This is a genomic window from Kribbella soli (assembly GCF_004331345.1).
GTDB classification, from domain to species: domain Bacteria; phylum Actinomycetota; class Actinomycetes; order Propionibacteriales; family Kribbellaceae; genus Kribbella; species Kribbella soli.
The window spans coordinates 1152108-1173211 of sequence record NZ_SJJZ01000001.1 but is presented as its reverse complement, the minus strand read 5'-3'; the positions used below and the strand labels follow the sequence as shown (position 1 = coordinate 1173211).

Sequence of the window (21104 nt, the reverse complement as noted above, 5' to 3'; positions counted from 1 at the left end):
GTGTCTGCCGATCGCAGACGAACCTAGGACCCGAGCGCCCGGACCGGTAGGACTGTGTTCATGCGGATCGCGATCTTGGGTGGAACCCAGTTCATCGGCCGGGCCGTCGTCGAGCGGCTGGCTGCGGAGGGGCACACGCTGCTGGTGGTGCATCGCGGCGACCATGAGCCCGATGATCTGGTGCCGGTCGAGCACGCGCACGTCGACCGGCACGACGGGACGGCGTTGGCCGCCGCGCTGAAACCGTTCGATCCCGAGGCGCTCGTCGACATCTCGGGCATGAACGCGGCGGCCGCCGACGCGGCCCTCGGCGCGGTCGGCCCGTCCGTGAAGCTCGTCGCCATCTCCAGCGGCGACGTCTACCGGGCGTACGACGGTCTGCACTCGGACCGTACGACGGACGCGCTGCCGCTGACCGAGGAATCACCGCTGCGGGACCGCCGCTTCGTCGACGGGCCGAAGTACGAGAACCTCGAGGTGGAGGAGCGGTATCTCCCGCGGGGCGCGACCGTGCTGCGGCTCGGAGCCGTGTACGGCGAGCACGACTATCAGCGGCGCTTCGAGTTCGTCCTGCGGCGCGTCCGGGCCGGGCGGCGCCGGATCCCGGTCGGTTCCGGGCAGTTCCTCTTCAGCCGGGTGTACGTCGGCGACGTCGCAGCCGCAGTGTCCTTGGCGCTGGGTAGTGACGTCCCCGGTGCCTTCAACGTGGTGGAGCCGTCGACCGCGCCGTACCGGCTGTTCGCCGAACAGATCCTGGCGGCGGCGGGAACCGAGGACACGGAGTTGGTGCGGGTGCGGGACGACCTGCTGCCGTCGGACCTGTCGCTCACAGGGGCGATCGACCAGCACCTGCTGATGGACCCGTGGAAGGCGCGCACGGTGCTCGGCTGGGCTCCCGTGGATCCGGCCGAGACGCTCCGCGCGTCGGTTCAGTGGCATCTCGCGCATCCGCCGACGGACGCCTCGGACGACTTCTCCGAGGACGACGCCGTACTGGACTGAAAATGGTCAAGAGCACTCCGCCGGACCCGGTATGATTTCCGGGACGGACTGAGGGGCCTGCACAGTGCGGTCGGCTCGATTTCACATCGGGGCGGCGGACCGTGTAATCTCTCTCCTCGGCCCGCCCCTTTAGCTCAGTCGGCAGAGCGTCTCCATGGTAAGGAGAAGGTCTACGGTTCGATTCCGTAAAGGGGCTCTGAGAACGGCATCCCACCTCCGGGTGGGATGACGAACTCACCCGGCGGGGTAGCTCAGGTGGTTAGAGCACACGGCTCATAATCGTGGTGTCGCGGGTTCGACTCCCGCCCCCGCTACCTGGCAAGGCAGTATCTCGAGAGTGCGATCACCTCAGTTGCGCACTCCTGAACAGAAGAGGCAGCAGTGGCCAAGTCAACCGACATTCGCCCGAAGATCACGCTGGCATGCACGGTCTGCAAGGAGCGGAACTACATCACCAAGAAGAACCGGCGGAACGACCCGGATCGTCTTGAGCTGAAGAAGTACTGCCACCGGTGCAACGACCACACGGACCACCGCGAGACCCGCTGACCTCAGGTCTTTCGCAAGGGCCGCTTCGGACTACCGAAGCGGCCCTTGGCCGTTCCTTCAGACGGTGAGAATCGGGCGGCCGCCCTCGTAGGCGGTGAGACGCTCGTCACGAGGAGTGAGGCAGCAGGAGCCGCAGAGGGTCCCGTTGCCGACATCGCTCGTGTAATACAGACAGCAGGTGTTCCGTAGGTAGACGAGCTTCCCGGCCGCCACCTCCACCTCGCCGAGCCGCGCGAGCCCGCCCGGGGCCTTCGCCACGAACGTCCGCCACCGCTTGAGCAGGTGCGCCGGTTCCACCGTGACGTCCTCGCGTGTTGCGGCACAGAATCCCATCGCGACGCCCGCCGCGACGCCGCCGTACACCTGCCGCAACCCGGCCCGCGTCCGCTGGTGCAGCTCCTCGGCTAGTGGAAGCAGGTGCTGTCGCAGCACCACGTCGTACAGCGTCTCCAGCCCGCCGGGGAGGAAGTCGGCGGAGCGTACGGCGACCGCCGCGATGCCGTGCCCGTCGTGCGGGCGGACCCACAGGTTCTGCGGGCGGATGTCGAGGACGTGGCCCTCCAGGGCCCAGAGCAGGAGCGCGGTCGCGGGCGCGCGGCCGGCGTAGAACGACATCATGCTGAGCGCGTTCGCGTGCGCCGTACGGTGGCAACTGGCCTCGTCGTCCCGCTTGAGCAGCTCGGTGAGCTCGGGGCTGCCGGGCTCCAGGATCCGGTCCACCCGCAGCCACTCGGAGCCCTCCGGCGCGCCGATCTCCAGCCGGTACCGAGGCGCGTACTTCGCCAGCGCCGCCACTGCCGTCACGTTCAACCTTCTCCGTCACAATCGTGGGCAGCGGAAACCCGGACCATAGTCTGCCAGTAGGGTTAGCGGATATGACGATCGACGCCACGATGGTCGGCCGGAGTTACGCGGCCGCCGAGTCCTACCAGGTCGGCCGGGAGAAGATCCGGGAGTTCGCCGACGCGATCGGCGACCGTAACCCGGCGTACCGGGGCGATGACGCGATCGCGCCGCCGACGTTCGCGTTCATGGTCGGCAGCCGCGCCCTCGAGGAGCTGCTGAACGACGAGGAGCTCGGCCTGCGGCTGGACCGGATCGTGCACGGCGCGCAGAAGTTCAGCTACACCCGCCCGATCAAGGCCGGTGACGCCATCGCCGCGACCGCCACCATCACCACCGTGCGCAAAGCCGGTCCCGTCGAGGTGATCATGTACGAGACCACCCTGACCACCGTCGACGGCGAGCCGATCGCCACGGCGACGTCGACCCTCTCGCACAACCGGGCGGACGCATGACCGAGGTAGGAACCGAGCTGCCGCCGTTGACGGTCACGCTGCGGCGCGAGGACCTGGTCCGGTACGCCGGGGCCAGCGGGGACTTCAACCCGATCCACTGGAACGACCGGATGGCCGCGGCGCTCGGCCTGCCCGGTGTGATCGCGCACGGGATGCTCACGATGGCGTCCGCGGTGCGCGTGGTCACAGACTGGATCGACGATCCGGCCGACCTGGTGGAGTACGGCGTACGGTTCACCAAGCCGGTCGTCGTACCGGACGACGACAAGGGCGCGAGCGTGACGTTCACGGCCAAGGTCGACAAGGTCGCGGACGGGTTGGCCGAGATCGACATCACGGCCCTCGCCGGCGAGGAGAAGGTGCTCGGCCGGGCCAGGGCGGTCGTGCGGGTCCGGTGAGTACGCACGTTTCGCTGGCCGACTACACCACGCTGCGGATCGGTGGTTCGGCCGACAAGTTCGTCGAGGTCAGTACCGAGGACGACCTGATCACGGCAGTCCGGGACGCCGACGCGGCCGGGGAGCCGGTGCTGCTGCTCTCGGGCGGCAGCAATGTGGTGATCGGGGACGACGGGTTCCGCGGGACCGTGGTGAAGATCGCGACGTCCGGCATCAGCGTCGACGCGGACATGTGCTCCGGGGCGATGGTGCACATCGCGGCCGGGGAGGACTGGGACGGCGTCGTACAGCGCGCGATCGCGGAGGAGTGGAGCGGGCTCGAGTCGATGTCCGGCATCCCCGGGCTCGCCGGCTCGACTCCGGTGCAGAACGTCGGCGCGTACGGTCACGAGGTCGCGGAGACGGTCGCGTCCGTGCGGGTGTGGGACCGGGTTGCCGGCAAGGTCGAGACGATCTTCGCGGGCGACTGCGGGTTCAGTTACCGCAACTCGCGGTTCAAGGCCGACCCGTCGCGGTACGTCGTACTCGAGGTCACGTTCCAGCTGACGCTGGGCGACCTGTCGGCGCCGGTCGGGTACGCCGAACTTGCCCGCGTGCTCGACGTCGAGCCGGGTTCGCGCGCGCCGATGACCGAGGTCCGGGAAGCCGTCCTCGGCCTGCGCCGCAGCAAAGGCATGGTCCTCGACCCCGCCGACCACGACACGTGGAGCGCAGGCTCCTTCTTCACCAACCCCATCCTCGACACCCCCGCCGAGGTCCCCGCCGGCGCTCCCCAATGGCCGCAACCCGACGGCCGCGTCAAAACCAGCGCCGCCTGGCTCATCGAACACGCCGGCGTCTCCAAGGGCTTCACCATCGGCAACGCCGCCGTCTCCACCAAACACACCCTGGCCCTCACCAACCGGGGCCAAGCCACCGCCAAGGAACTCCTGACCCTGGCCACCCACGTCCGCACCCAAGTCCAACAATCCTTCAACATCACCCTGATCAACGAACCCGTCCTGGTGAACTGCACCCTCTGACCCACACCTCGGACCCGCCCGTGGATAACACGGGCTGTTCGTGGCGCCTTGGGTTGTGAACCGAAGGACGGGTAGTGGTGGCTGTTTCGGCTGGGTGGGCCGCGCCGGGGTGCGTGGCTTGGGCTGGCGGGGCGGAGCACTACCCGTTCTTCGGTACCTGTGGACAACTTTGGGCGGGGGTCGGCGGGAGCGGGCAGGATGTCTTGGTGGTGTCCGTCGTCGAGGTGCTTGCTCGGTTGGGTGGCTGGGCCACGTCCGCCGAGCTGGTGCGGGCGACCTCCAGGCGATCGGTGGCGGCGGCTGTTCAGCGTGGCGATGTCGAGCGGCTGACCCGCGGGATCTACGGGTTGCCGGGTCTGGCGCCCGACCTGACGACCGCCATCGCCTACGACGGGGTCCTGTCGCACACCAGCGCAGCCGCGCGCTGGCAGTTGCCTCTCCTTGCGTCGCCGACCAAGCCGCACATCACGCTGCCGACAAACAGGAACACCAGGCCCGGTCCGCCGGCGATCTTCCACTGGGCGGATCTACCGACAGCGGATCGGCGTACGCGCCGAACCTCGCTGCTGCGAACCGTCCTGGACTGTGCCCGGCTCCTTCCGTTCGGCGAGGCTTTGGCGGTGGCCGACGCTGCGCTCGCCACGGGTCGGGTGAACCAGGACGAGCTGGTTGCGGCAGCGGTGGGGATGTCCGGGCTCGGCCGGCCGAACGCGGTGCGGGTCGGGGCCGCCGCTACGGGTCTCGCCGAAAGCTTCCTCGAGTCGATGCTGCGGAGTCTGCTGGTGACGGCCGGCATCGAGGGATTCGAACCGCAGCTGCTGATAGATGTCGGGGAGTTCCGGGCGCGAGTCGATCTGGGACACCGTTCGGCGCGCGTCGTCCTGGAGGCTGAGGGATACGAGTTCCATGGATCGGCTGCGAAGTTCGCCGCCGACTGCCGGCGGTACGACGAGCTCGTCGCCGCCGGGTGGCTCGTTTTGCGGTTCACCTATCAGCAGGTGATCGGCGATCCCCGGTGGGTGGTGGCGACTGTCGAGAGTGCCCTGCGGCGTACCGAAGAACGGGTAGTGGCCGCGGCTTGATTGCCTGGTGAGGCGTGGGTCGGGGTCGGGTGCGCCCGGGTCTGGGGACCACTACCCGTTCTTCGGCACGTGAAAAAGATTTGCGTTGGGGGTAGGCAGGAGGGGTTGGGGTCGCTAATCTTTTGCGCAATCTGGTGGGAGGTGGGTTGTGAGGCGTAAAAGATTTTCTCGGCGGGAGGTGTTGGCCGGGGTGGGGGCAGGGCTGGCGGCTGCTGTGGTGCCGGGGTGTTCCGGTGGCGATGGTGGGCGGTCGGGGGCTCTGCAGGTCTGGGGCGGGGTGCCGGCGGCATCCGGGCCGGCTGATGTGGTGAAGGCGTTCCAGGAGAAGTTTCCGCAGTACAAGGTGAACTACACGCGGTTCGTGAACGACGACCGCGGCAACCTCAAGCTCGACACCGCCCTCCAGGGTGGCGTCGACATCGACGTGTACTTCACGTACTCGCAGGGCGCGATGGCGTTGCGGGCCGGGTCCGGACTGGCGGCGGACCTGACCGATCGGGTCAAGGCGGATCCGGACCTGCAGGTGTTCCTCGACACCGAGCAGCCGCGGTCGTACATCGACAACGGCAAGGTCAAGGCGCTCGCCACCGCGCGGGAGCCGTTCTTCGTGCTGTTCAACGAGAAGCTCCGGCAGCAGGCCGGCGTCGAGCTCCCGCAGTCGTGGACGATCGACGAGTTCCGCGCGACGGCGAAGAGGCTGACGACGGACAAGACGGTCGGCACGTACACGCTGCCCGACGTCGCCCGGATCGCCCTCGGGCCGAACTACTGGTACGACGGAAACCGCTCGAACTTCGGCGATCCGCACTTCGAGCAGGGCTTCCGGCTCGGCCGCGAGATGATCGCCGAGGGAACGGCGTTCCCGTGGACCGAGGTGCTGTCCCGGCACCTCGACGCGTACCAGCAGAACTCGTTCCTCGGCGAGGAGTTCCACCTCTGGTCGACCGCCCCGTTCAACCTGCGCTACCTGTACGACGCGAAGAAGTACCCGCACGACTTCAAGGTCGCGTTCGCGCCGTCGCCGACCGTCGACGGCCAGAACTGGAACGGCGGCTCGTTCAGCAACTTCATCATGGTCAACCCGAAGTCGCCCAAGTTCGAGGCGGCCTGGGCGTTCGTGAAGTTCTGGCTGACCGAGGGCGCGACGCCGATGCTCAAGGGCGGCAAGATGCCGGCGCTCGGCAACGTCACCGACGAGCAGATCGTTTCCGGAATGCTCGGAAAAGAGCCGGAGAAGTACTTCGATCTCGAGTCGTTCCGGCGCGTCGTCCTGACGTCCGATCCGAAGCTCGCGACCGACACCCGGCTGACCGGATTTCCGGAGATTTCCCTGGCGGTGAAGCAGCAGCGCGACCTGTGCTGGCTCGGCGAGAAGGACCCGGGGGTCGCGATCCGAGAGGTACGGCGGCTCGCCGACGCCGCGATCGCCCGAAACGAGAGGAGGCCCTGATGGCCACCGCCACGGTCGTCGCGGCCGGTACCAAGGCCCGCACCGAGCAGGGCTCCGGGATCCGCCCGTCCGGCTGGATCGGGTTCCTGTTCATCGCCCCGAACCTGCTCGGCGTGATCGCGTTCACGCTGATCCCCCTGATCAGCGTGGTGGTGCTCGCCTTCACGGACTGGAACCTGGTGTCCGGCCTCGGCGGCATCACCTTCAACGGCATCGACAACTTCGTCGCGATCGCCCGGGACCCCGGGTTCTGGCACGCGATCGGCCTGACGCTGGTGTACGTCGTGGTGTCGGTCCCGCTCACCGTCGTACTCGGACTCGCCCTCGGGATCGCGCTCAACCGGCCGCTCCCGGGTCGCGCTGTCCTCCGGGCGATCTTCTTCCTGCCGTACATCGTCAACGTGGTCGCGATCGGCATGACCTGGCTGATGTTGATGAACCCGAAGGCCGGCCTGGTGAACCAGGTCCTCGACGCGTTCGGGGTCCAGCCGGGGTGGTTCGCCTCCTCGCACTGGGCGCTGCCGGCGTTGATCGTGATGGCGGTGTGGGGCGGTGTGGGGTACTGCTCGCTGATCTACCTGTCCGCGCTGCAGGACGCGCCGCGGCAGCTGTACGAAGCGGCCGACATCGACGGTGCTTCCGCCTGGTCGAAGTTCCGCGTGATCACCTGGCCGTCGTTGCTGCCGACAACGATCTTCCTGCTGGTCACGCTGATCATCGGGGCGTCGCAGGGCTTCGGCCTGATCGCGCTGATCACCGCGGGCGGTCCGGGCGACGCGACCACCACGATCTCGTACTACATGTACCAGACCGGCTTCCAGTTCTACCGGTTCGGCTACGCGTCGGCGATCGGCCTGGTGACCTTCGTCGGCGTACTCGTCCTGACCCTGCTCACCTGGCGGGCGCAGCGAGGGAGGGCCCTCAATGACTAAGAAGTACAGCAAGTGGATCTGGGGCGTTCCGCTGTGGATCCTCGCCATCGCTTTCCTGGCGCCGTTCGCGTGGATGATCTCGACCGCGCTGAAGCCGGACGTGGACGCCTACAAGATCCCGATGCAGTGGATCCCGAGCCCGTTCCAGTGGGACAACTTCAGCACGGTCCTGAGCGGGGCGACCTCGGTGCTTCCGGCGTTCGGCCGCTCGGTGTTCGTGGCGCTGCTGCGCGTCGCGGGGGAGCTGATCACCGCGACAATGGCTGGCTACGCGTTCGCCCGGATGTCCTTCAAGGGCCGGGACAAGCTGTTCCTGCTGTACCTGGCAACGGCGATCATTCCGGCCCAGTTGCTGCTCGTTCCGCGGTTCATCTACTTCCAGAAACTCGGGCTGTACGACACGCTCTGGGCGCTGATCCTGCCGGGGATGTTCACCGTGCTCGGAACGTTCCTGATGCGGCAGTTCTTCGTCAGCCAGCCGGCGGAATTCGCCGAGGCGGCCCGGATGGACGGCGCCAACGAGTGGCGGGTGTTCACCCGGATCTACTTGCCGTTGGCAACGCCGGTGATGAGCGCCCTCGGCATCCTCGCGTTCGTCTGGTCCTGGAACGACTACGAGACGCCGCTGGTGCTGATCAGCAACCCGGACCGCTACACGCTGCCGCTCAGCCTGACCAACTTCGTCGACGAACAGGGCCAGATCGCGCCCGGCCTGACGATGGCCGCCTCGGTGATCTCGATCGTGCCGGTGCTGATCGTGTTCGTCGTCCTGCAACGCCGCTTCATCGCCGCCATGACTCATACAGGGATCAAATGATGCAGAACGTGTCAGGTGTCTTTCCGCATCTCGCGCAGATCGGCGACTTCGGTCCGCCGCGCAGCGAGCTCGGCATCGGTTCGCTGATGCCGTGGAACGGGAAGCTCTACGTCCAGAACTACAACTCCCACAAGGCGCCGTCCGGCGCGGGCGTCAGCCTGCGCCGGGTCGACGCCGACCTGTCGATGGAAATCGTTCCGGAAACTCTCGGCGTGGACGGAACGTACACCAACCGTTTCGTGCATTTTCCCACGTCGAAGCTGGTACTCGGTCCGCACGTGATTTCCGCGGACCACAAGATCGTGACGGTCCCGGAGCTCGCGCCGCTCAGGGTCTGCGGTACGTCGCGGCACCTGACGAAACCGGATACGCACGTCTATGTACTCGCGATGGAAGGCGAGTTGTTCGAGCTCGACGTCACGACGTACGAATGCACGCAGCTCTTCGACCTGAACGACGAGCTCGGGACCGACGGCGAGATGAAGGTCCACTACAAGGACTGCTACACGAGTTTCGGCCGGCTCGTGGTGTGTTCCAACGAGTACGCCGAGCCGGAGTGGGCCGGCGAGCGGTCCCGCGGCCGGCTGGCCGAGTACGACGGTACGTCGTGGAAGATCCTGCGGGACGATCCGTTCACCGCGATCGGCGGGCGGCACGAGTTCGGCGGGACGATCTTCGCGACCGGGTGGGACCGGGCCTCGGCCATCCTCGAGGTGTTCACCGAGGCCGACCAGCAGTGGACGCGGTACCGGCTGCCGAAGGCCTCGCACTGTTTCGACCACAAGTGGCAGACCGAGTGGCCGCGGATCCGCGAGGTCGAGCACGAGCGGCTGCTGATGGACCACCACGGGATGTTCTACGAGGTGTCGCCGTGGGCGTACGGCGGCCGGATCTGGGGTGTCCGCCCGATCTCGACGCACCTGTGGGTCCTGGGTGATTTCTGCTCGTGGCGCGGGATGCTGGTGGCGGGTGCGGACAACGCTTCACCGAGTCACGGGCTCAATCCGACGACGGCCGAGCCGCAGTCCGGGTTGTGGTTCGGGAAGACCGACGACCTGTGGAGCTTCGGAAAGCCGGCCGGGTGGGGCGGGCCGTGGTGGGAGACACCGGTTTCCGCCGGCGTTCCGTCCGATCCGTACCTGATGACGGGCTTCGACGGAAAGTGCCTGCACCTGGAGAACTTCTCCGACACCCCGCTGACGATCACGGTCGAGATCGACTTCCACGGGCACGGCCGGTTCGGCGCGGTGGAGACGTTGACGGTCGAGCCGGGGCAGGTGCGGTCACACGTTTTCCCGCCTGGTTTCAGTGCGCACTGGGTGCGGGTGGTGAGTGACGCCGACGGCGTCGCGAGTGCCCAGTTCGTCTATACGTGATGATCACGGAATGGATTCCTCGATGGAACGAGCCGGCAGTCCGAGTCCGTTGCAGCTGGTCAAGCGGGCGCTGCCCGAGCTGAACGGTGCGATGCAGCGGGTCGCCGAACACATCCTGGCGAACCCGGACGAGGTCGCGCGCGGTTCGATCACCAAGCTCGCCGAGGCCGCGCAGACCTCGGCCGCGACGGTCACCCGGCTGTCGACCCACCTCGGGTACGTCGGGTACCCCGCGCTGCGGGCCGCGCTGGCGATGGAGGTCGGACGCGGCCTGGAGGCCGGCTGGGCGAGCGACATCGGCATGGCGATCGGTCCGGCGGATCCGCCCGAGCAGGTGCTGAACGTGCTCGCGTCGACGCAGGCGAACGCGCTGCGGAACGCGTTGGCCGCGATCGATCTGACCGCGGCCACCCGGGTCGCGGACGCGATCGCCGGCGCCCGGCGGACCCACATCTACGGCGAGTGGGGCGACGCGATCCCGGCCCGCGAGCTGTACATCCGGCTGCTGCGGATCGGGATTCCGGTGGGGTTCTTCGACGGCCCGCAGTCCTCGCAGATCGGCGCCGGCCTGCTCGGCGAGGGTGACGTCGCGCTGACCGTCTCGCGGTCCGGCACCGATCCGACCACGCTCGACTTCATCGAGCGCGCCCGCGAGCAGGGTGCGCTCGCCGTCGCGATCACCGGGATGCCGGACGCGCCGATCGGCCGGATCGCCGACGTCACCCTCGACACCGGTACGCCGAACGGCGCGAACTGGACCGAGTTCTTCGCCGGCCGCGCGAGCGATGTCCTGACGGCCGGCCTGTTGTTCGTCCTGGTCGCACAGCGGGTGCCCGACCACCTGACCGCACATCATCCGAACGGGCCCGGGCAGCCCGTCGTCCAGCGAGATACCTGAAAGGTCCATGCATGCAGCAGCTCGAGGTCCAGTCCGATCTGACCGTTGTCGGCGGCGGGCTCGCCGGGATCTGCGCGGCGATCGGCGCCGCGCGGCAGGGGAGCACCGTGGCGCTGGTGCAGAACCGGCCGGTGCTCGGCGGAAACTCGTCCAGTGAGGTCCGGGTGTGGGTGTGCGGGGCGACCGCACACGGCACCCAGAGTTTCGCCCGCGAGACCGGCATCATGGGTGAGCTGTTCGTCGAGAACCAGTTCCGGAATCCTCTCGGAAACCCGTACTACTGGGATCTCGTGCTGCTGGAGGCGGTCCGGGCCGAGCCGCGGATAACGCTGTACCTGAACACCGACGTCCGGTCCGTGGAGGCCGCGGACGGTGAGATCCGGTCGGTGACCGGCTGGCAGATGGGGTCCGAGAAGGAGATCCGGTTCGTCAGCCCGGTGTTCGTGGACTGCTCGGGCGACGGCCTGGTCGGCGTCCTCGCGGGAGCGGAGCACCGGACCGGGCGGGAGCCGCGCTCGGAGTACGGCGAGTCGTGGGCGCCCGACGTACCGGACTCGAACACGCTCGGCAGCACGCTCCTCTTCTACAGCAAGGACGCCGGGGAACCGGTGCGGTTCGTGCCGCCGTCGTTCGCCCGGGACGTCACGGAAACTTCGATTCCGGAACGCCGCGTGATCCGGTCCGATATGAACGGGTGCGCGTTCTGGTGGATCGAGTGGGGCGGTGAGCTGGACGTCGTCGACGACAACGAGGCGATCCGCGACGAGCTGCAGGCCGTGGTGTACGGGATCTGGGACCACATCAAGAACTCCGGGCGGTTCGACGCGGACAACCTGACCCTGGAGTGGATCGGGTCGGTGCCCGGAAAACGTGAGTACCGGCGTTTCCTCGGCGACCACGTGCTGACCCAGCACGACGTGCTCGACCAGACGGACTTCGACGACCGCGTGGCCTTCGGCGGCTGGTCGATCGACCTGCACCCGCCCGGTGGCGTGTACGCGGCCGAGCGCGGTTCGAAGCACTGGCATCCGGACGGGAACTACCACATTCCGCTGCGTTCCCTGTACTCACGGAACGTCCGGAATCTCTGGATGGCCGGACGGAACATCAGCGCGAGCCACGTCGCATTCGGTACGACGCGGGTGATGGCGACCTGTGCGCTGCTCGGCGAAGCGGCCGGGGTCGGCGCAGCTGTTGCCCTGCGCAACGGGCTGACGCCGCGGGAGCTGGCGCACGACCGGTTCGGGCTGATGCAGCACGCGCTGACCCGCGCCGACTCGTCGATCCTCGGCGTGATCGACGACGATCCGGAAAACGTTGCACTGTCGGCGACCGTCACCGCGTCCTCGACTCTGACCCGGCCGGCGCTCGAGGTCTCCTCCGGAACGCTGCCGCTGACCACCGACCTCGGAATGGTCATCCCGGTCGACCCCGCGCTCGATGGTTTCGAGCTGCTCGTCGACTCGACGGGAGGTTCGCTGACCGTCGAGCTCCACGACCCGGTCAAGGCGCAGAACTACCTCCCGGCCAAGCTCGTCGACTCCTGCACCGTCGACGTGCCGGCCGGCGAGAAGCGCTGGATCAACGTCCCGGTGGCCTGGCGCCCGTCAGCTCCGTCCAACGCGTTCGTCGTACTGCGAAGCACACCGGACATCTCCGTGCACACGGCTGAGACCGGTCTCCCCGGCACGGTTCACTTCGCCCATCGCGACCCGGCGCCCGACGAGCAGTGGACAGAGCAGTTCCGCGCCTGGAAACACATTCTGCCCCGCGGCGGCGTGTGCATCCGCCTCGGCGAGACCGCGGCGTACGCACCAGAGAAGGTCATCGGCGGCTACGCCCGCCCGTACGGCGGCCCGAACCTCTGGTCGTCCGAAGACCTGGCCTGGGATTCCGAGCCCTGGCTCGAACTCGCCTGGACTGAGGCGGTCGAGCTCTCGGAGATCGTCGTCGTCCTGGACGCGGACGTCCAAGAGGACCTCATCAACCTCCACCACCACCGCACCCCGTTCGAGTCCCTCCCCACGCTCGTCGCCGCCTACGACGTGGAGGTCCGCGACGGCGACGGTCCGTGGCAGTCAGTCGCCCAGGTCACCGAAAACCACCACCGCACCCAGCACCACTACCTGGAGACCCCCACCCGAGCCACCCACCTCCGCCTCACCACCCACCACACCAACGGCGCCCCACGAGCGCACGTGGTGTCCATCCGCGCCTACTCGTCGGCTCAGTAACGCCACTCGAGTTCGTGCTGCAGCATCCAGTGCGTCAGGGGATCAGCGGCTGCAGGGGACTTGGCAGCGCCCGTCAGGAGGTCTGACACGACCTGAGCGGGTGCCGCCAGACGGAGGCCACTGTCGAGCTTTCGGGTACGGGTGTACGCGAGATCGGTCGTGGGCTGGGCCAGGATGATCGACCTGCCCCTGGCCGGCACCAGCTCCCAGAGCCGGGCGGCTGCCTGGGCATCCGGTGTGTAGATCACCGTTGGCCCGACCGGGGTTTCCGGTGCCCAGTGCTGGGCGGCCAGAGTGCCGCTGAGCGCGTGCCGGACCGCCGTACCCGGAATGCGGTCGAGGAGGGCCCGGACGTCGTGCTTGCTTCGCCAGTACGTCAACCGAACGTTGCGGCTGAACTGGAAGTCCTCGTTCCAGCGACGGAGCAGTGCGAGCCAGTTCGGTACGGCGAAGACGCCCGGGGCCTGGCGCTCTACTAGTTGTTCCTGATGAAGCTGGTCGATCACGCGGCGGACGGACGGTGCGGTGACCCCGCTGGTCGTCACGAGATCGTGAGTTGTCCACAAGGTGCGGAAGTCCAGGAGGGCACGAATGATCGATGCCGCTGCGAGATCGGTGGTCGCGTTCATCGGCCTGCTCTGGTGTCGTCGGAGGCGGTGGGCCGGGCGCCGAGGCGGAGGGAGGCGTAGGTGGTCCACTCGTACTGGTTGTGGTCGCGGTTCAGGTTGATGAGGCTTACGCGGGTGATTTCGGTCCTGGCGACGCCGCCGGCCAGGGCGTTGACGCGCTGGCGGAGCGGCTCGGCGGGGGCGGGCTGGTTCCAGTAGCCGAGTGAGACGTGCGGGTCGAGCTCGGGCAGCGCGGGCACCGAGTCGCTGCCCCAGACGTCGGTGATCGCGGCGCGGAGCTGGGCGCGCAGACGGCGCAGGCGGTCGACAGGGGAGACCGGGAGCTGCAGACTCTCGACGTCGACGATCGCGGGGCCGAGCTTGATCTCGAACGGCCGGAAGTACTCGAGCCGCCGTTGCGCCGCGTCGATGATCGGATCGAGGTCCGCCTGCGGGACCTTGTCGACGAACCCGATCCCCTGCAGCGTGAGATGCAGCCATTGGACCGGCACCGGTGTGATGCCGGGCAGCGAACCGACCAGCCGCTTGTACGCCGCGTGCACGTCGGTCAGCACGGCGTCGTTCGGGAAGACGACGTGCCATGTGTAGAACGACCGCCCGGGACGCCAGTTCGGGCGCCAGTACCAGTGATCGCGGACTTCCCTGATCATCTGTGCTCCTCGATCACGCGTCGTCGGTTCGGGGTGGTCAGGCGGGCCGGCAGTCCCGGCTGCTGGGTGAACTCGGCGATCCGGTCCCGCAGCATCCGGCCCTTCGGGCTGCGCGCGTACGGCGCTGTCAGGGCCGCGACCTCCGCGAGGCGCTGGATCAACGGGCGAACGCGGTACTCCGGCTGGAGCTCCAGCACCGGGTCGACCGCCTCGATCGCACCGTCGAGGTGTCCGAGGAGCAGTCGCGCCTTCGCCTGCTGCAGGCGGGCCATCCGCTCGGAACCGGCGTTCCGGAGTGCGTACGGGACGGCCTCGAACAGGGCGATGCTGTGGTCGGCGTGATCCGCGGTGCGTTGTGCGTCGCCGAACGCCAGGTGCGTGTCCGCCCACAGTCCTTCCGCGCGTTCCGGCGTACAGAGCAGGACTCCGCCAGGTTCGGAATCGGCTGGGCGGACGGCGAGAGTTCGGGCGACGTCGAGGAGATCACGGGCCCTGTCCGTGCGTCCGGCGCGGGCGAGGTCGACCGAGGCCGCGCTGGCGAGGAAGAGTCGTGCCGTGCCGGCGTTGTACCGCAGGCCGTCCTCGGCGTACGCCGCCGCGCGGGCGAAGTCCTCCTGCCAGAACGCGGCGGTGTGCTGGGTGGCGCGGATCCAGCCCCGCAGTACGTCGTGGTCCGCGGCCTCGGCGCAGGCCCACGCCGTCCGGGTATGGCCCTCGGCGATGTCCGGCCTTCCGAGATCGACCGACATCCAGGCGAGCAGCGTGATCGCCCAGCCGGCGGCCGCATACAGGTCACGGGACTGGCGCGGCGACTGGTTGCCGGCCAGCAGTCCGAAGGCGCGGTCCCGGATCGCGCGGCTCTTCGCGAACAGCGGTTTGATCGGCGTCCGCAGGTAGGACTGCGCGATCCGCTCGATGTCGGCGTGCAGCTGTTCGACGGTGAGCTCGCCGACATTCGACTCCTCGGCGAACGACAGCAGCGCGATGGACTCGTCGCCCGCGTTCACCAGGTCGTCGTCGTGGCCGGCCATCGACGCCGGCGGCGTCAGCTCCGGCTCGGTCAGGGAGACGCCGGACGGCGGGAAGAACCCGAGGTCGTTGTCGGAGGCAACGCCGAGCACGTGGCGCAGCCCGGAGCGGTACGCCGCACCGGGCCAGCGGACCGCGCCGCGCTCCAGCTTGGCGATGTAGTGGCCGTCGAGCCCGTACTTGATCTCGGTCGTGTCCCAGAGCCACGCGCAGATGGTGTCGGCCAGCTCGCTCCGGGACATGTGTTCGCCCGGCGCGCGCCGTGATGGGGTGCGTTCTCGCGCCTCGCGGAGAAACTCGTTCGGCCCTGACATGGCGGTAACTGTAAGGCGCTGAACACCCTCCGCGACCACGAAATCGGGCCTTGTGGACGATCTGCCCCATGCTGCCCCGATCTGCCCCGAATCCCTGTGGAAAAAGGGGTTCTCGGCCGCCGTGAATGGTTCGCGGCGGCCTATCGACGGTGATTTCGCCGCGGGGAGACGGTTGCTGAGCGTGAGGGCGGCGGGGCATCCCGGGGCAGATAGGGGCAGCCCCCTCGACGGCGGACCTCTAAAGTTGTGGGATGCCCGAGGAAGCCGTGACGACGTTGCACGCCGAGCTGGATCGGTTCGGACGGGTGGAGGAAGGGTTCGCGCTGCTCGAGGTGTTCTTGGAGGTGGCGCGGCCGCGGCTGGGTGCGGTGGTGCTGGATCCGGTGGGACTGCAGCTGCCGGCGAAGCTCACCGACGATCGCCCCGTTGTGCAGAAGCTGATCGACGAGATCGAGCAGGAGCCGCAGGGACGAGGGCGCGTGGTCGAGCGCCCCTTCGACATGGACGACGAGCAGGCGCGCTGGGACTACGTACGCCTCGCCTACAGCTCGAACCAGGCGACGGTGTGGAGCCGTCGCCAACGGACGACGTACTTCGAGGTGTCCGGCCGCCACAAGGCGACGTACTGGCTGCCGGACAGCCTGAAGGTGCAGTACTTCGACGCGCTGACCTCCCGCGAGTGGGCCATCCCGGAGGACTGGCTCACCGCGGTGGCGAAGCGGCCCAAGCCGTGGTGGAAGCGCGGCGGGCGCTGACCTGTCAGCCGATCGCGGGCAGGTGGGTCAGGGCCTCGGCTACTGCCGACTGGATCTCGGCGTCCTCCCAGGTGCGATCGGTGATGGCGTTGGACAGGTGGGCGTCGTACGCGGCGAGGTCGAGGTGACCGTGTCCGCAGAGGGCGGTGAGGATGACCTTCTCCTCGCCGGACTCCTTGCAGCGTTGGGCTTCTTCGACGGTGACCGCCAGGGCGTGGGTGGGCTCGGGTGCGGGGACGATGCCTTCGGTCCGCGCGAACTGGACTCCGGCGGCGAAGCACTCGGACTGTGGTTTGGCGACGGCCTCGATCTCGCCGGTCTCGTAGAGGTGGCTGATCAGCGGGCTCATCCCGTGGTACCGCAGGCCGCCGGCGTGGATCGGGTCGGGGATGAAGTCATGGCCCAGCGTGTGCATCTTCATCAACGGCGTCATCCCGAGGGTGTCGCCGAAGTCGTACGCGTACCTGCCCTGGGTGAGTGACGGGCAGGCGGCCGGCTCGACCGCGCGCACCACCGGTGACATCCGGCCGGCCCATTTCTCCCGCAGGAACGGGAATGCCAGGCCGCCGAAGTTCGACCCGCCACCGGTGCAGCCGACGATCAGGTCGGGGGTCTCACCCACCATTGCGAGCTGCATCAGCGCTTCCTCGCCGATGATCGTCTGGTGCATCAGCACGTGGTTGAGCACTGAGCCGAGCGCGTAGTGCACCTCGGGATCCTGCACGGCAGCCTCGACCGCCTCGCTGATCGCGATCCCGAGCGATCCGGTGGAGTCCGGGTCACCGGCGAGGATCTTCCGCCCGGCCTCGGTCAGGTCGGACGGGCTCGGGTGCACGGTCGCCCCGAACACCTGCATCATCGTCCGCCGGTACGGCTTCTGGTCGTACGACGCCCGCACCTGCCAGACCTCGCACTCCAATCCGAACTGCGCGCAGGCGAACGCGAGCGCCGTACCCCACTGGCCGGCGCCGGTCTCGGTGGTGAGCTTCCGGACGCCGGACTTCGCGTTGTAGTACGCCTGGGGGACCGCGGTGTTCGGTTTGTGCGATCCCGCCGGTGAGACGCCCTCGTACTTGTAGTAGATCCGGGCCGGCGTATCGAGCGCCTTCTCCAGCCGGTGCGCGCGATACAACGGGCTGGGTCGCCACAGCCGGTAGACGTCGAGCACCTCGCCCGGAATGTCGACGTACTGCTCCTGCGAGACCTCCTGCAGGATCAGGTCCATCGGGAACAGCGGCGTGAGATCGTCCGGCCCGATCGGTTGCCCTGTGCCCGGATGCAGCACCGGCGGCGGAGGCGTCGGCAGGTCGTGCAGCACGTTGTACCAACGGGTCGGCAGCTCGTCCTCTGGAAGCAGGATCTTCGTCGGCGTCATGCACGCAAAGTTAGGCCCGCGCCGACCCCCGGACAATGACCTGAACCGGAACGCAACCAGCACTTGTCCGGAACTCAGGCCGGGACTGTGGCGGGGGTTCCTAGCCATTCGTCGATTTCGGTCAGGAGGGTCTTCTGGACGTCGGGTGGGGCGGTGGAGGCGAGGACCGAGCTGCGGGCGAGGTCGGCCAGTTCGGGGTCGGTGAAACCGTGGACGGTGCGGGCGGATTCGTACTGTTCGGCCAGGCGGGAGCCGAAGAGCAGGGGGTCGTCGGCGCCGAGGGCGATTCGGGCGCCCGCCTCGTAGAGCTTGCGGAGGGGGACGTCCTCGGGGCGCCGGTAGACGCCGAGCGAGACGTTGGACGCGGGGCAGACCTCCAACGCGATCTGCGCGTCGACGACCCGCTTCAGGAGGTCGGGATCCTCGACGGAACGGACGCCGTGGCCGATGCGGCCCGCGCCCAGCTCGTCCAGACAGGTCCGCACAGTCGCCGGACCGCACAGCTCACCACCGTGCGGCGCCGCGAGCAGCCCGGCGCTGCGCGCGATGCGGAACGCCGGCGCGAACTCGGACGTCGTACCGCGCCGCTCGTCGTTCGACAGGCCGAACCCGACCACACCGCGTCCGACGTACTGCGAGGCCAGCCGTGCCAGTGTGCGGGCGTCGAGCGGGTGCCGGGTCCGGTTGGCGGCGATGATGACCTGGACGGCGATTCCCGTCGACGCCGACGCGTCGCGGGCGGCGTCCAGCACCAGGTCGGTGAACTCGGTGATCCCGTGGAACCGGTTCGCGTACCCGGACGGGTCCACCTGGATCTCCAGCCAGCGCGAGCCGTCCGCCCGGTCGTCCTCGGCCGCCTCGCGGACCAGACGCCGTACGTCGTCCTCCGTGCGCAGCACCGAGCGCGCGATGTCGTACAGCCGCTGGAACCGGAACCAGCCACGCTCGTCGGCCGCCGACAGCTCCGGCGGCCAATCGGTCCGCAGCGCGTCCGGCAGCCGTACGCCGTGCTTGTCCGCCAGCTCGACCAGCGTCAGGTGCCGCATCGACCCGGAGAAGTGCAGATGCAGGTGTGTTTTCGGCAGCACCCGCAGATCCCGCTGCGTCATTACCGAAGGTTACCGATCCCCTACCCGCCCCGCGAAATCAGCTCAGCAACTTGGCAACCCGGCCGAGGCCCTCGGCCAGGTCGTCGTCGCCGAGCGCGTACGACAGCCGCAGGTACCCGGGCGCGCCGAACGCCTCACCCGGCACGACCGCCACCTCGACCTCGTCGAGGATCAGATCGGCCAGCTCCGAGGACGACGTCGGCGTACGCCCCGCGATCTCCTTGCCGAGCACACCCTTGACCGACGGGTACGCGTAGAACGCGCCGGTCGGCTCCGGGCACTCGACACCGGGGATCTCGTTGAGCATCCGGACCATGGTCCGTCGGCGCCGGTCGAACGCGGCCTTCATCTCGTCGACCGCGCTCAGATCGCCGGACACCGCGGCGAGCGCGGCCCGCTGGGCGATGTTGCAGACGTTCGAGGTCTGGTGCGACTGCAGGTTCGTCGCGGCCTTGATGACGTCCTTCGGCCCGATCAGCCACCCGACCCGCCAGCCGGTCATCGCGTAGGTCTTGGCGACACCGTTCAGTACGACGGTCTTGTCGGCCAGTTCCGGTACGGCGACCGGGATCGAGGTCGCCCGTACGTCGCCGTACGTCAGGTGCTCGTAGATCTCGTCCGTGATCACCCACAGGTCATGCTCGAGCGCCCACCGGCCGATCGCCTCGACCGCCTCCGGGCTGTCGACCGCGCCGGTCGGGTTCGACGGCGAACAGAACAGGAGCGCCTTGGTCTTCGAGGTCCGGGCCGCCTCGAGCTGCTTGACGGTGACGCAGTAGTTCTGCGACTCGTCGGCGAGCACCTCGACCGGTACGCCGCCGGCCAGCCGGATCGTCTCCGGGTACGTCGTCCAGTACGGCGCGGGCAGCAGGACCTCGTCACCCGGGTCGAGCAGCGTCGCGAACGCGTTGTAGACCGCGTGCTTGCCGCCGTTCGTGACCAGGACCTGGGACGCCTCGATCTCGTAGCCGGAGTCCCGTTTCGTCTTGTCGGCGATCGCCTGCTTGAGCTCCGGCAGGCCGCCGGCCGGGCTGTACCGGTGGTTCTTCGGATCCCGCGCGGCCGCGACCGCCGCCTCGACGATGTAGTCCGGCGTCGGGAAGTCCGGCTCACCCGCGCCGAACCCGATCACCGGGCGCCCGGCCGCCTTGAGCGCCTTCGCCTTGGCGTCGACCGCCAGCGTCGCCGATTCACTGATGGCGCCGATCCGCGCCGAGATCCTGGAACCCATGCGGCCCATCCTGGCACCACGCCGTACGGCGGTGCTCGCGGGTTTCACGGGGTGGGCGGGGAACGCGCCGGGGGCACTGTCCGTTGGGACCATCTGGAGGCTGTATGGTTCTGACCGCGGTGCGGCGCCCGATGGGGGGTCGTGCGGGCAGGGCCAGGGCGAAGGATGCCGAGAGGCTGAGTTCGACCAGGTGGCTCCGACCCCGTACACTTCTCTAGGTCCGGGCGTTGGTGGCCCTGATCCGGCATGCCCGAGATCAGGTCCGACGCGGCGTCCGGATGGATTGCAGAGGGCACTAGCTCAACTGGCAGAGCATCGGTCTCCAAAACCGAAGGTTGGGGGTTCAAGTCCCTCGTGCCCTGCAAATCCTGACCGGCGCAGGGCCGGTCAGGCCGCCGCTAGCGAAAGAGGTAGGTCGTGACGGAGACGCGCACCCCGGCACCGTCCGGCGCCGGCAAGCCTGCGGAAGGCAAGCAGGGCAGGGGCCTGCTGCGCTTCTACCGCCAGGTGGTTGCCGAGCTCCGCAAGGTCGTCTGGCCGACCCGCAAGCAGCTCTCCACCTACTTCGCGGTCGTCCTGACCTTCGTGGTGTTCGTCATCGCGATCGTCTCGGTCCTCGACCTCGCCTTCGGCTGGGCGATGTTCAAGATCTTCGGCTGAGGCCGCCCACCACGATCCCGACCGTAGGTCCCGGGCTCCTGACCCGACCCGAAGCAGACAAGACCCCGAGCCACAGATGACGGAGTACGACGTGTCCGAGCGCGACGACGAGGTCCTCGACCACGAGGACGAGTTCGACGTATCCGACGCCGACCTCGATCTCGACTTCGACGAGAACGCCACCGATGACGATCTGTTCGCTGACGACGACGATGACGACGACGACCCGTTCGCGGGTCTCGACGACGACGCCGCCGGCGAGGACGAGGACGATGTGGACGACGACGAGTACTC

21 protein-coding genes and 3 tRNA genes are annotated in these 21104 nt (G+C 68.4%); 17 read left to right on the top strand and 7 right to left on the bottom strand.

Features of this window, described 5'->3' with window-relative positions; genetic code table 11:
- Window positions 1-60 precede the first annotated feature (60 nt).
- The 4 genes from E0H45_RS05930 to rpmG all read left to right on the top strand — a co-directional run bounded on the left by E0H45_RS05930 (window position 61) and on the right by rpmG (window position 1551).
- Window positions 61-1002, top strand: a complete 942-nt coding sequence (locus E0H45_RS05930) for an NAD-dependent epimerase/dehydratase family protein (RefSeq protein WP_131335232.1) — start codon at window positions 61-63, stop codon at window positions 1000-1002.
- Window positions 1003-1125: 123 nt separating this feature from the next.
- A tRNA-Thr gene (locus E0H45_RS05925) sits at window positions 1126-1198 on the top strand.
- Window positions 1199-1242: 44 nt separating this feature from the next.
- A tRNA-Met gene (locus E0H45_RS05920) sits at window positions 1243-1316 on the top strand.
- A 67-nt stretch (window positions 1317-1383) separates the two neighbouring features.
- The gene (gene rpmG, locus E0H45_RS05915; RefSeq protein WP_130384703.1) at window positions 1384-1551 is read left to right on the top strand and encodes a 50S ribosomal protein L33; all 168 of its coding nucleotides are present in this window, start codon (window positions 1384-1386) and stop codon (window positions 1549-1551) included.
- Between the two features lie 57 nt (window positions 1552-1608).
- Here rpmG and E0H45_RS05910 read toward each other — a convergent pair whose 3' ends face one another.
- The gene (locus tag E0H45_RS05910) at window positions 1609-2355 is read right to left on the bottom strand and encodes a (2Fe-2S)-binding protein (RefSeq protein WP_238154820.1); all 747 of its coding nucleotides are present in this window, start codon (window positions 2353-2355) and stop codon (window positions 1609-1611) included.
- Between the two features lie 71 nt (window positions 2356-2426).
- On the opposite strand from E0H45_RS05910, the gene E0H45_RS05905 reads away from it, so the two are divergent.
- From E0H45_RS05905 to E0H45_RS05860, 10 genes are all read left to right on the top strand, one after another.
- Window positions 2427-2849: an FAS1-like dehydratase domain-containing protein gene (locus tag E0H45_RS05905; RefSeq protein ID WP_131335231.1), complete on the top strand. Its 423-nt coding sequence runs from the start codon at window positions 2427-2429 to the stop codon at window positions 2847-2849.
- On the top strand, window positions 2846-3247 hold the full coding sequence (locus E0H45_RS05900) for a MaoC family dehydratase (RefSeq protein ID WP_131335230.1): 402 nt from the start codon (window positions 2846-2848) through the stop codon (window positions 3245-3247). The genes E0H45_RS05905 and E0H45_RS05900 overlap by 4 nt, the downstream gene beginning before the upstream one ends.
- A complete protein-coding gene (locus tag E0H45_RS05895; protein ID WP_131335229.1) occupies window positions 3244-4269 on the top strand; it encodes a UDP-N-acetylmuramate dehydrogenase in 1026 nt (341 codons plus the stop codon). The genes E0H45_RS05900 and E0H45_RS05895 overlap by 4 nt, the downstream gene beginning before the upstream one ends.
- Window positions 4270-4478: 209 nt before the next feature.
- On the top strand, window positions 4479-5351 hold the full coding sequence (locus E0H45_RS05890) for a DUF559 domain-containing protein (RefSeq protein ID WP_238154819.1): 873 nt from the start codon (window positions 4479-4481) through the stop codon (window positions 5349-5351).
- Window positions 5352-5541: 190 nt separating this feature from the next.
- Window positions 5542-6801 (top strand): ABC transporter substrate-binding protein, encoded by a 1260-nt coding sequence (locus E0H45_RS05885; RefSeq protein WP_238154818.1) that lies wholly within the window; start codon window positions 5542-5544, stop codon window positions 6799-6801.
- Window positions 6801-7733 (top strand): carbohydrate ABC transporter permease, encoded by a 933-nt coding sequence (locus tag E0H45_RS05880; protein ID WP_131335227.1) that lies wholly within the window; start codon window positions 6801-6803, stop codon window positions 7731-7733. Before E0H45_RS05885 ends, E0H45_RS05880 begins: the two co-directional genes overlap by 1 nt.
- On the top strand, window positions 7726-8550 hold the full coding sequence (locus E0H45_RS05875) for a carbohydrate ABC transporter permease (RefSeq protein ID WP_131335226.1): 825 nt from the start codon (window positions 7726-7728) through the stop codon (window positions 8548-8550). Before E0H45_RS05880 ends, E0H45_RS05875 begins: the two co-directional genes overlap by 8 nt.
- Window positions 8547-9926: a hypothetical protein gene (locus E0H45_RS05870; protein ID WP_131335225.1), complete on the top strand. Its 1380-nt coding sequence runs from the start codon at window positions 8547-8549 to the stop codon at window positions 9924-9926. The genes E0H45_RS05875 and E0H45_RS05870 overlap by 4 nt, the downstream gene beginning before the upstream one ends.
- A 22-nt stretch (window positions 9927-9948) precedes the next feature.
- On the top strand, window positions 9949-10824 hold the full coding sequence (locus tag E0H45_RS05865; RefSeq protein ID WP_238154817.1) for a MurR/RpiR family transcriptional regulator: 876 nt from the start codon (window positions 9949-9951) through the stop codon (window positions 10822-10824).
- An 11-nt stretch (window positions 10825-10835) separates the two neighbouring features.
- Window positions 10836-13058, top strand: coding sequence for an FAD-dependent oxidoreductase (locus E0H45_RS05860; RefSeq protein WP_131335223.1), 2223 nt, complete (start codon window positions 10836-10838; stop codon window positions 13056-13058).
- Here the strand turns inward: E0H45_RS05860 and E0H45_RS05855 are convergent.
- The 3 genes from E0H45_RS05855 to E0H45_RS05845 are packed head-to-tail and all read right to left on the bottom strand — an operon-like array spanning window position 13052 to window position 15680.
- Entirely contained in the window at window positions 13052-13687 is a 636-nt protein-coding gene (locus tag E0H45_RS05855; RefSeq protein ID WP_131335222.1) for a hypothetical protein, read from the bottom strand. The genes E0H45_RS05860 and E0H45_RS05855 overlap by 7 nt on opposite strands.
- Window positions 13684-14337, bottom strand: coding sequence for a 2'-5' RNA ligase family protein (locus E0H45_RS05850; protein ID WP_131335221.1), 654 nt, complete (start codon window positions 14335-14337; stop codon window positions 13684-13686). Before E0H45_RS05850 ends, E0H45_RS05855 begins: the two co-directional genes overlap by 4 nt.
- The gene (locus E0H45_RS05845) at window positions 14334-15680 is read right to left on the bottom strand and encodes an NsdA family TPR-like regulatory protein (RefSeq protein WP_131335220.1); all 1347 of its coding nucleotides are present in this window, start codon (window positions 15678-15680) and stop codon (window positions 14334-14336) included. The genes E0H45_RS05850 and E0H45_RS05845 overlap by 4 nt, the downstream gene beginning before the upstream one ends.
- A 251-nt stretch (window positions 15681-15931) precedes the next feature.
- Here E0H45_RS05845 and E0H45_RS05840 point away from each other — a divergent pair, with 251 nt between their 5' ends.
- Window positions 15932-16435 (top strand): hypothetical protein, encoded by a 504-nt coding sequence (locus E0H45_RS05840; protein WP_131335219.1) that lies wholly within the window; start codon window positions 15932-15934, stop codon window positions 16433-16435.
- Window positions 16436-16439: 4 nt separating this feature from the next.
- On the opposite strand, the gene E0H45_RS05835 is transcribed toward E0H45_RS05840, so the two are convergent.
- The 3 genes from E0H45_RS05835 to E0H45_RS05825 all read right to left on the bottom strand — a co-directional run bounded on the left by E0H45_RS05835 (window position 16440) and on the right by E0H45_RS05825 (window position 20150).
- Complete coding sequence (locus E0H45_RS05835) at window positions 16440-17810, bottom strand: TrpB-like pyridoxal phosphate-dependent enzyme (RefSeq protein WP_131335218.1); 1371 nt, start codon at window positions 17808-17810, stop codon at window positions 16440-16442.
- Window positions 17811-17884: 74 nt separating this feature from the next.
- Window positions 17885-18919: an adenosine deaminase gene (locus tag E0H45_RS05830; protein ID WP_131335217.1), complete on the bottom strand. Its 1035-nt coding sequence runs from the start codon at window positions 18917-18919 to the stop codon at window positions 17885-17887.
- Window positions 18920-18956: 37 nt separating this feature from the next.
- Window positions 18957-20150 (bottom strand): pyridoxal phosphate-dependent aminotransferase, encoded by a 1194-nt coding sequence (locus E0H45_RS05825; protein WP_131335216.1) that lies wholly within the window; start codon window positions 20148-20150, stop codon window positions 18957-18959.
- Window positions 20151-20439: 289 nt separating this feature from the next.
- Between E0H45_RS05825 and E0H45_RS05820 the strand changes: the two genes are divergently transcribed.
- Together E0H45_RS05820 and secE are read left to right on the top strand one after the other, a co-directional pair.
- A tRNA-Trp gene (locus E0H45_RS05820) sits at window positions 20440-20512 on the top strand.
- Between the two features lie 55 nt (window positions 20513-20567).
- Window positions 20568-20810 (top strand): preprotein translocase subunit SecE, encoded by a 243-nt coding sequence (gene secE, locus E0H45_RS05815; protein WP_131335215.1) that lies wholly within the window; start codon window positions 20568-20570, stop codon window positions 20808-20810.
- The last annotated feature ends 294 nt before the right edge of the window (window positions 20811-21104 follow it).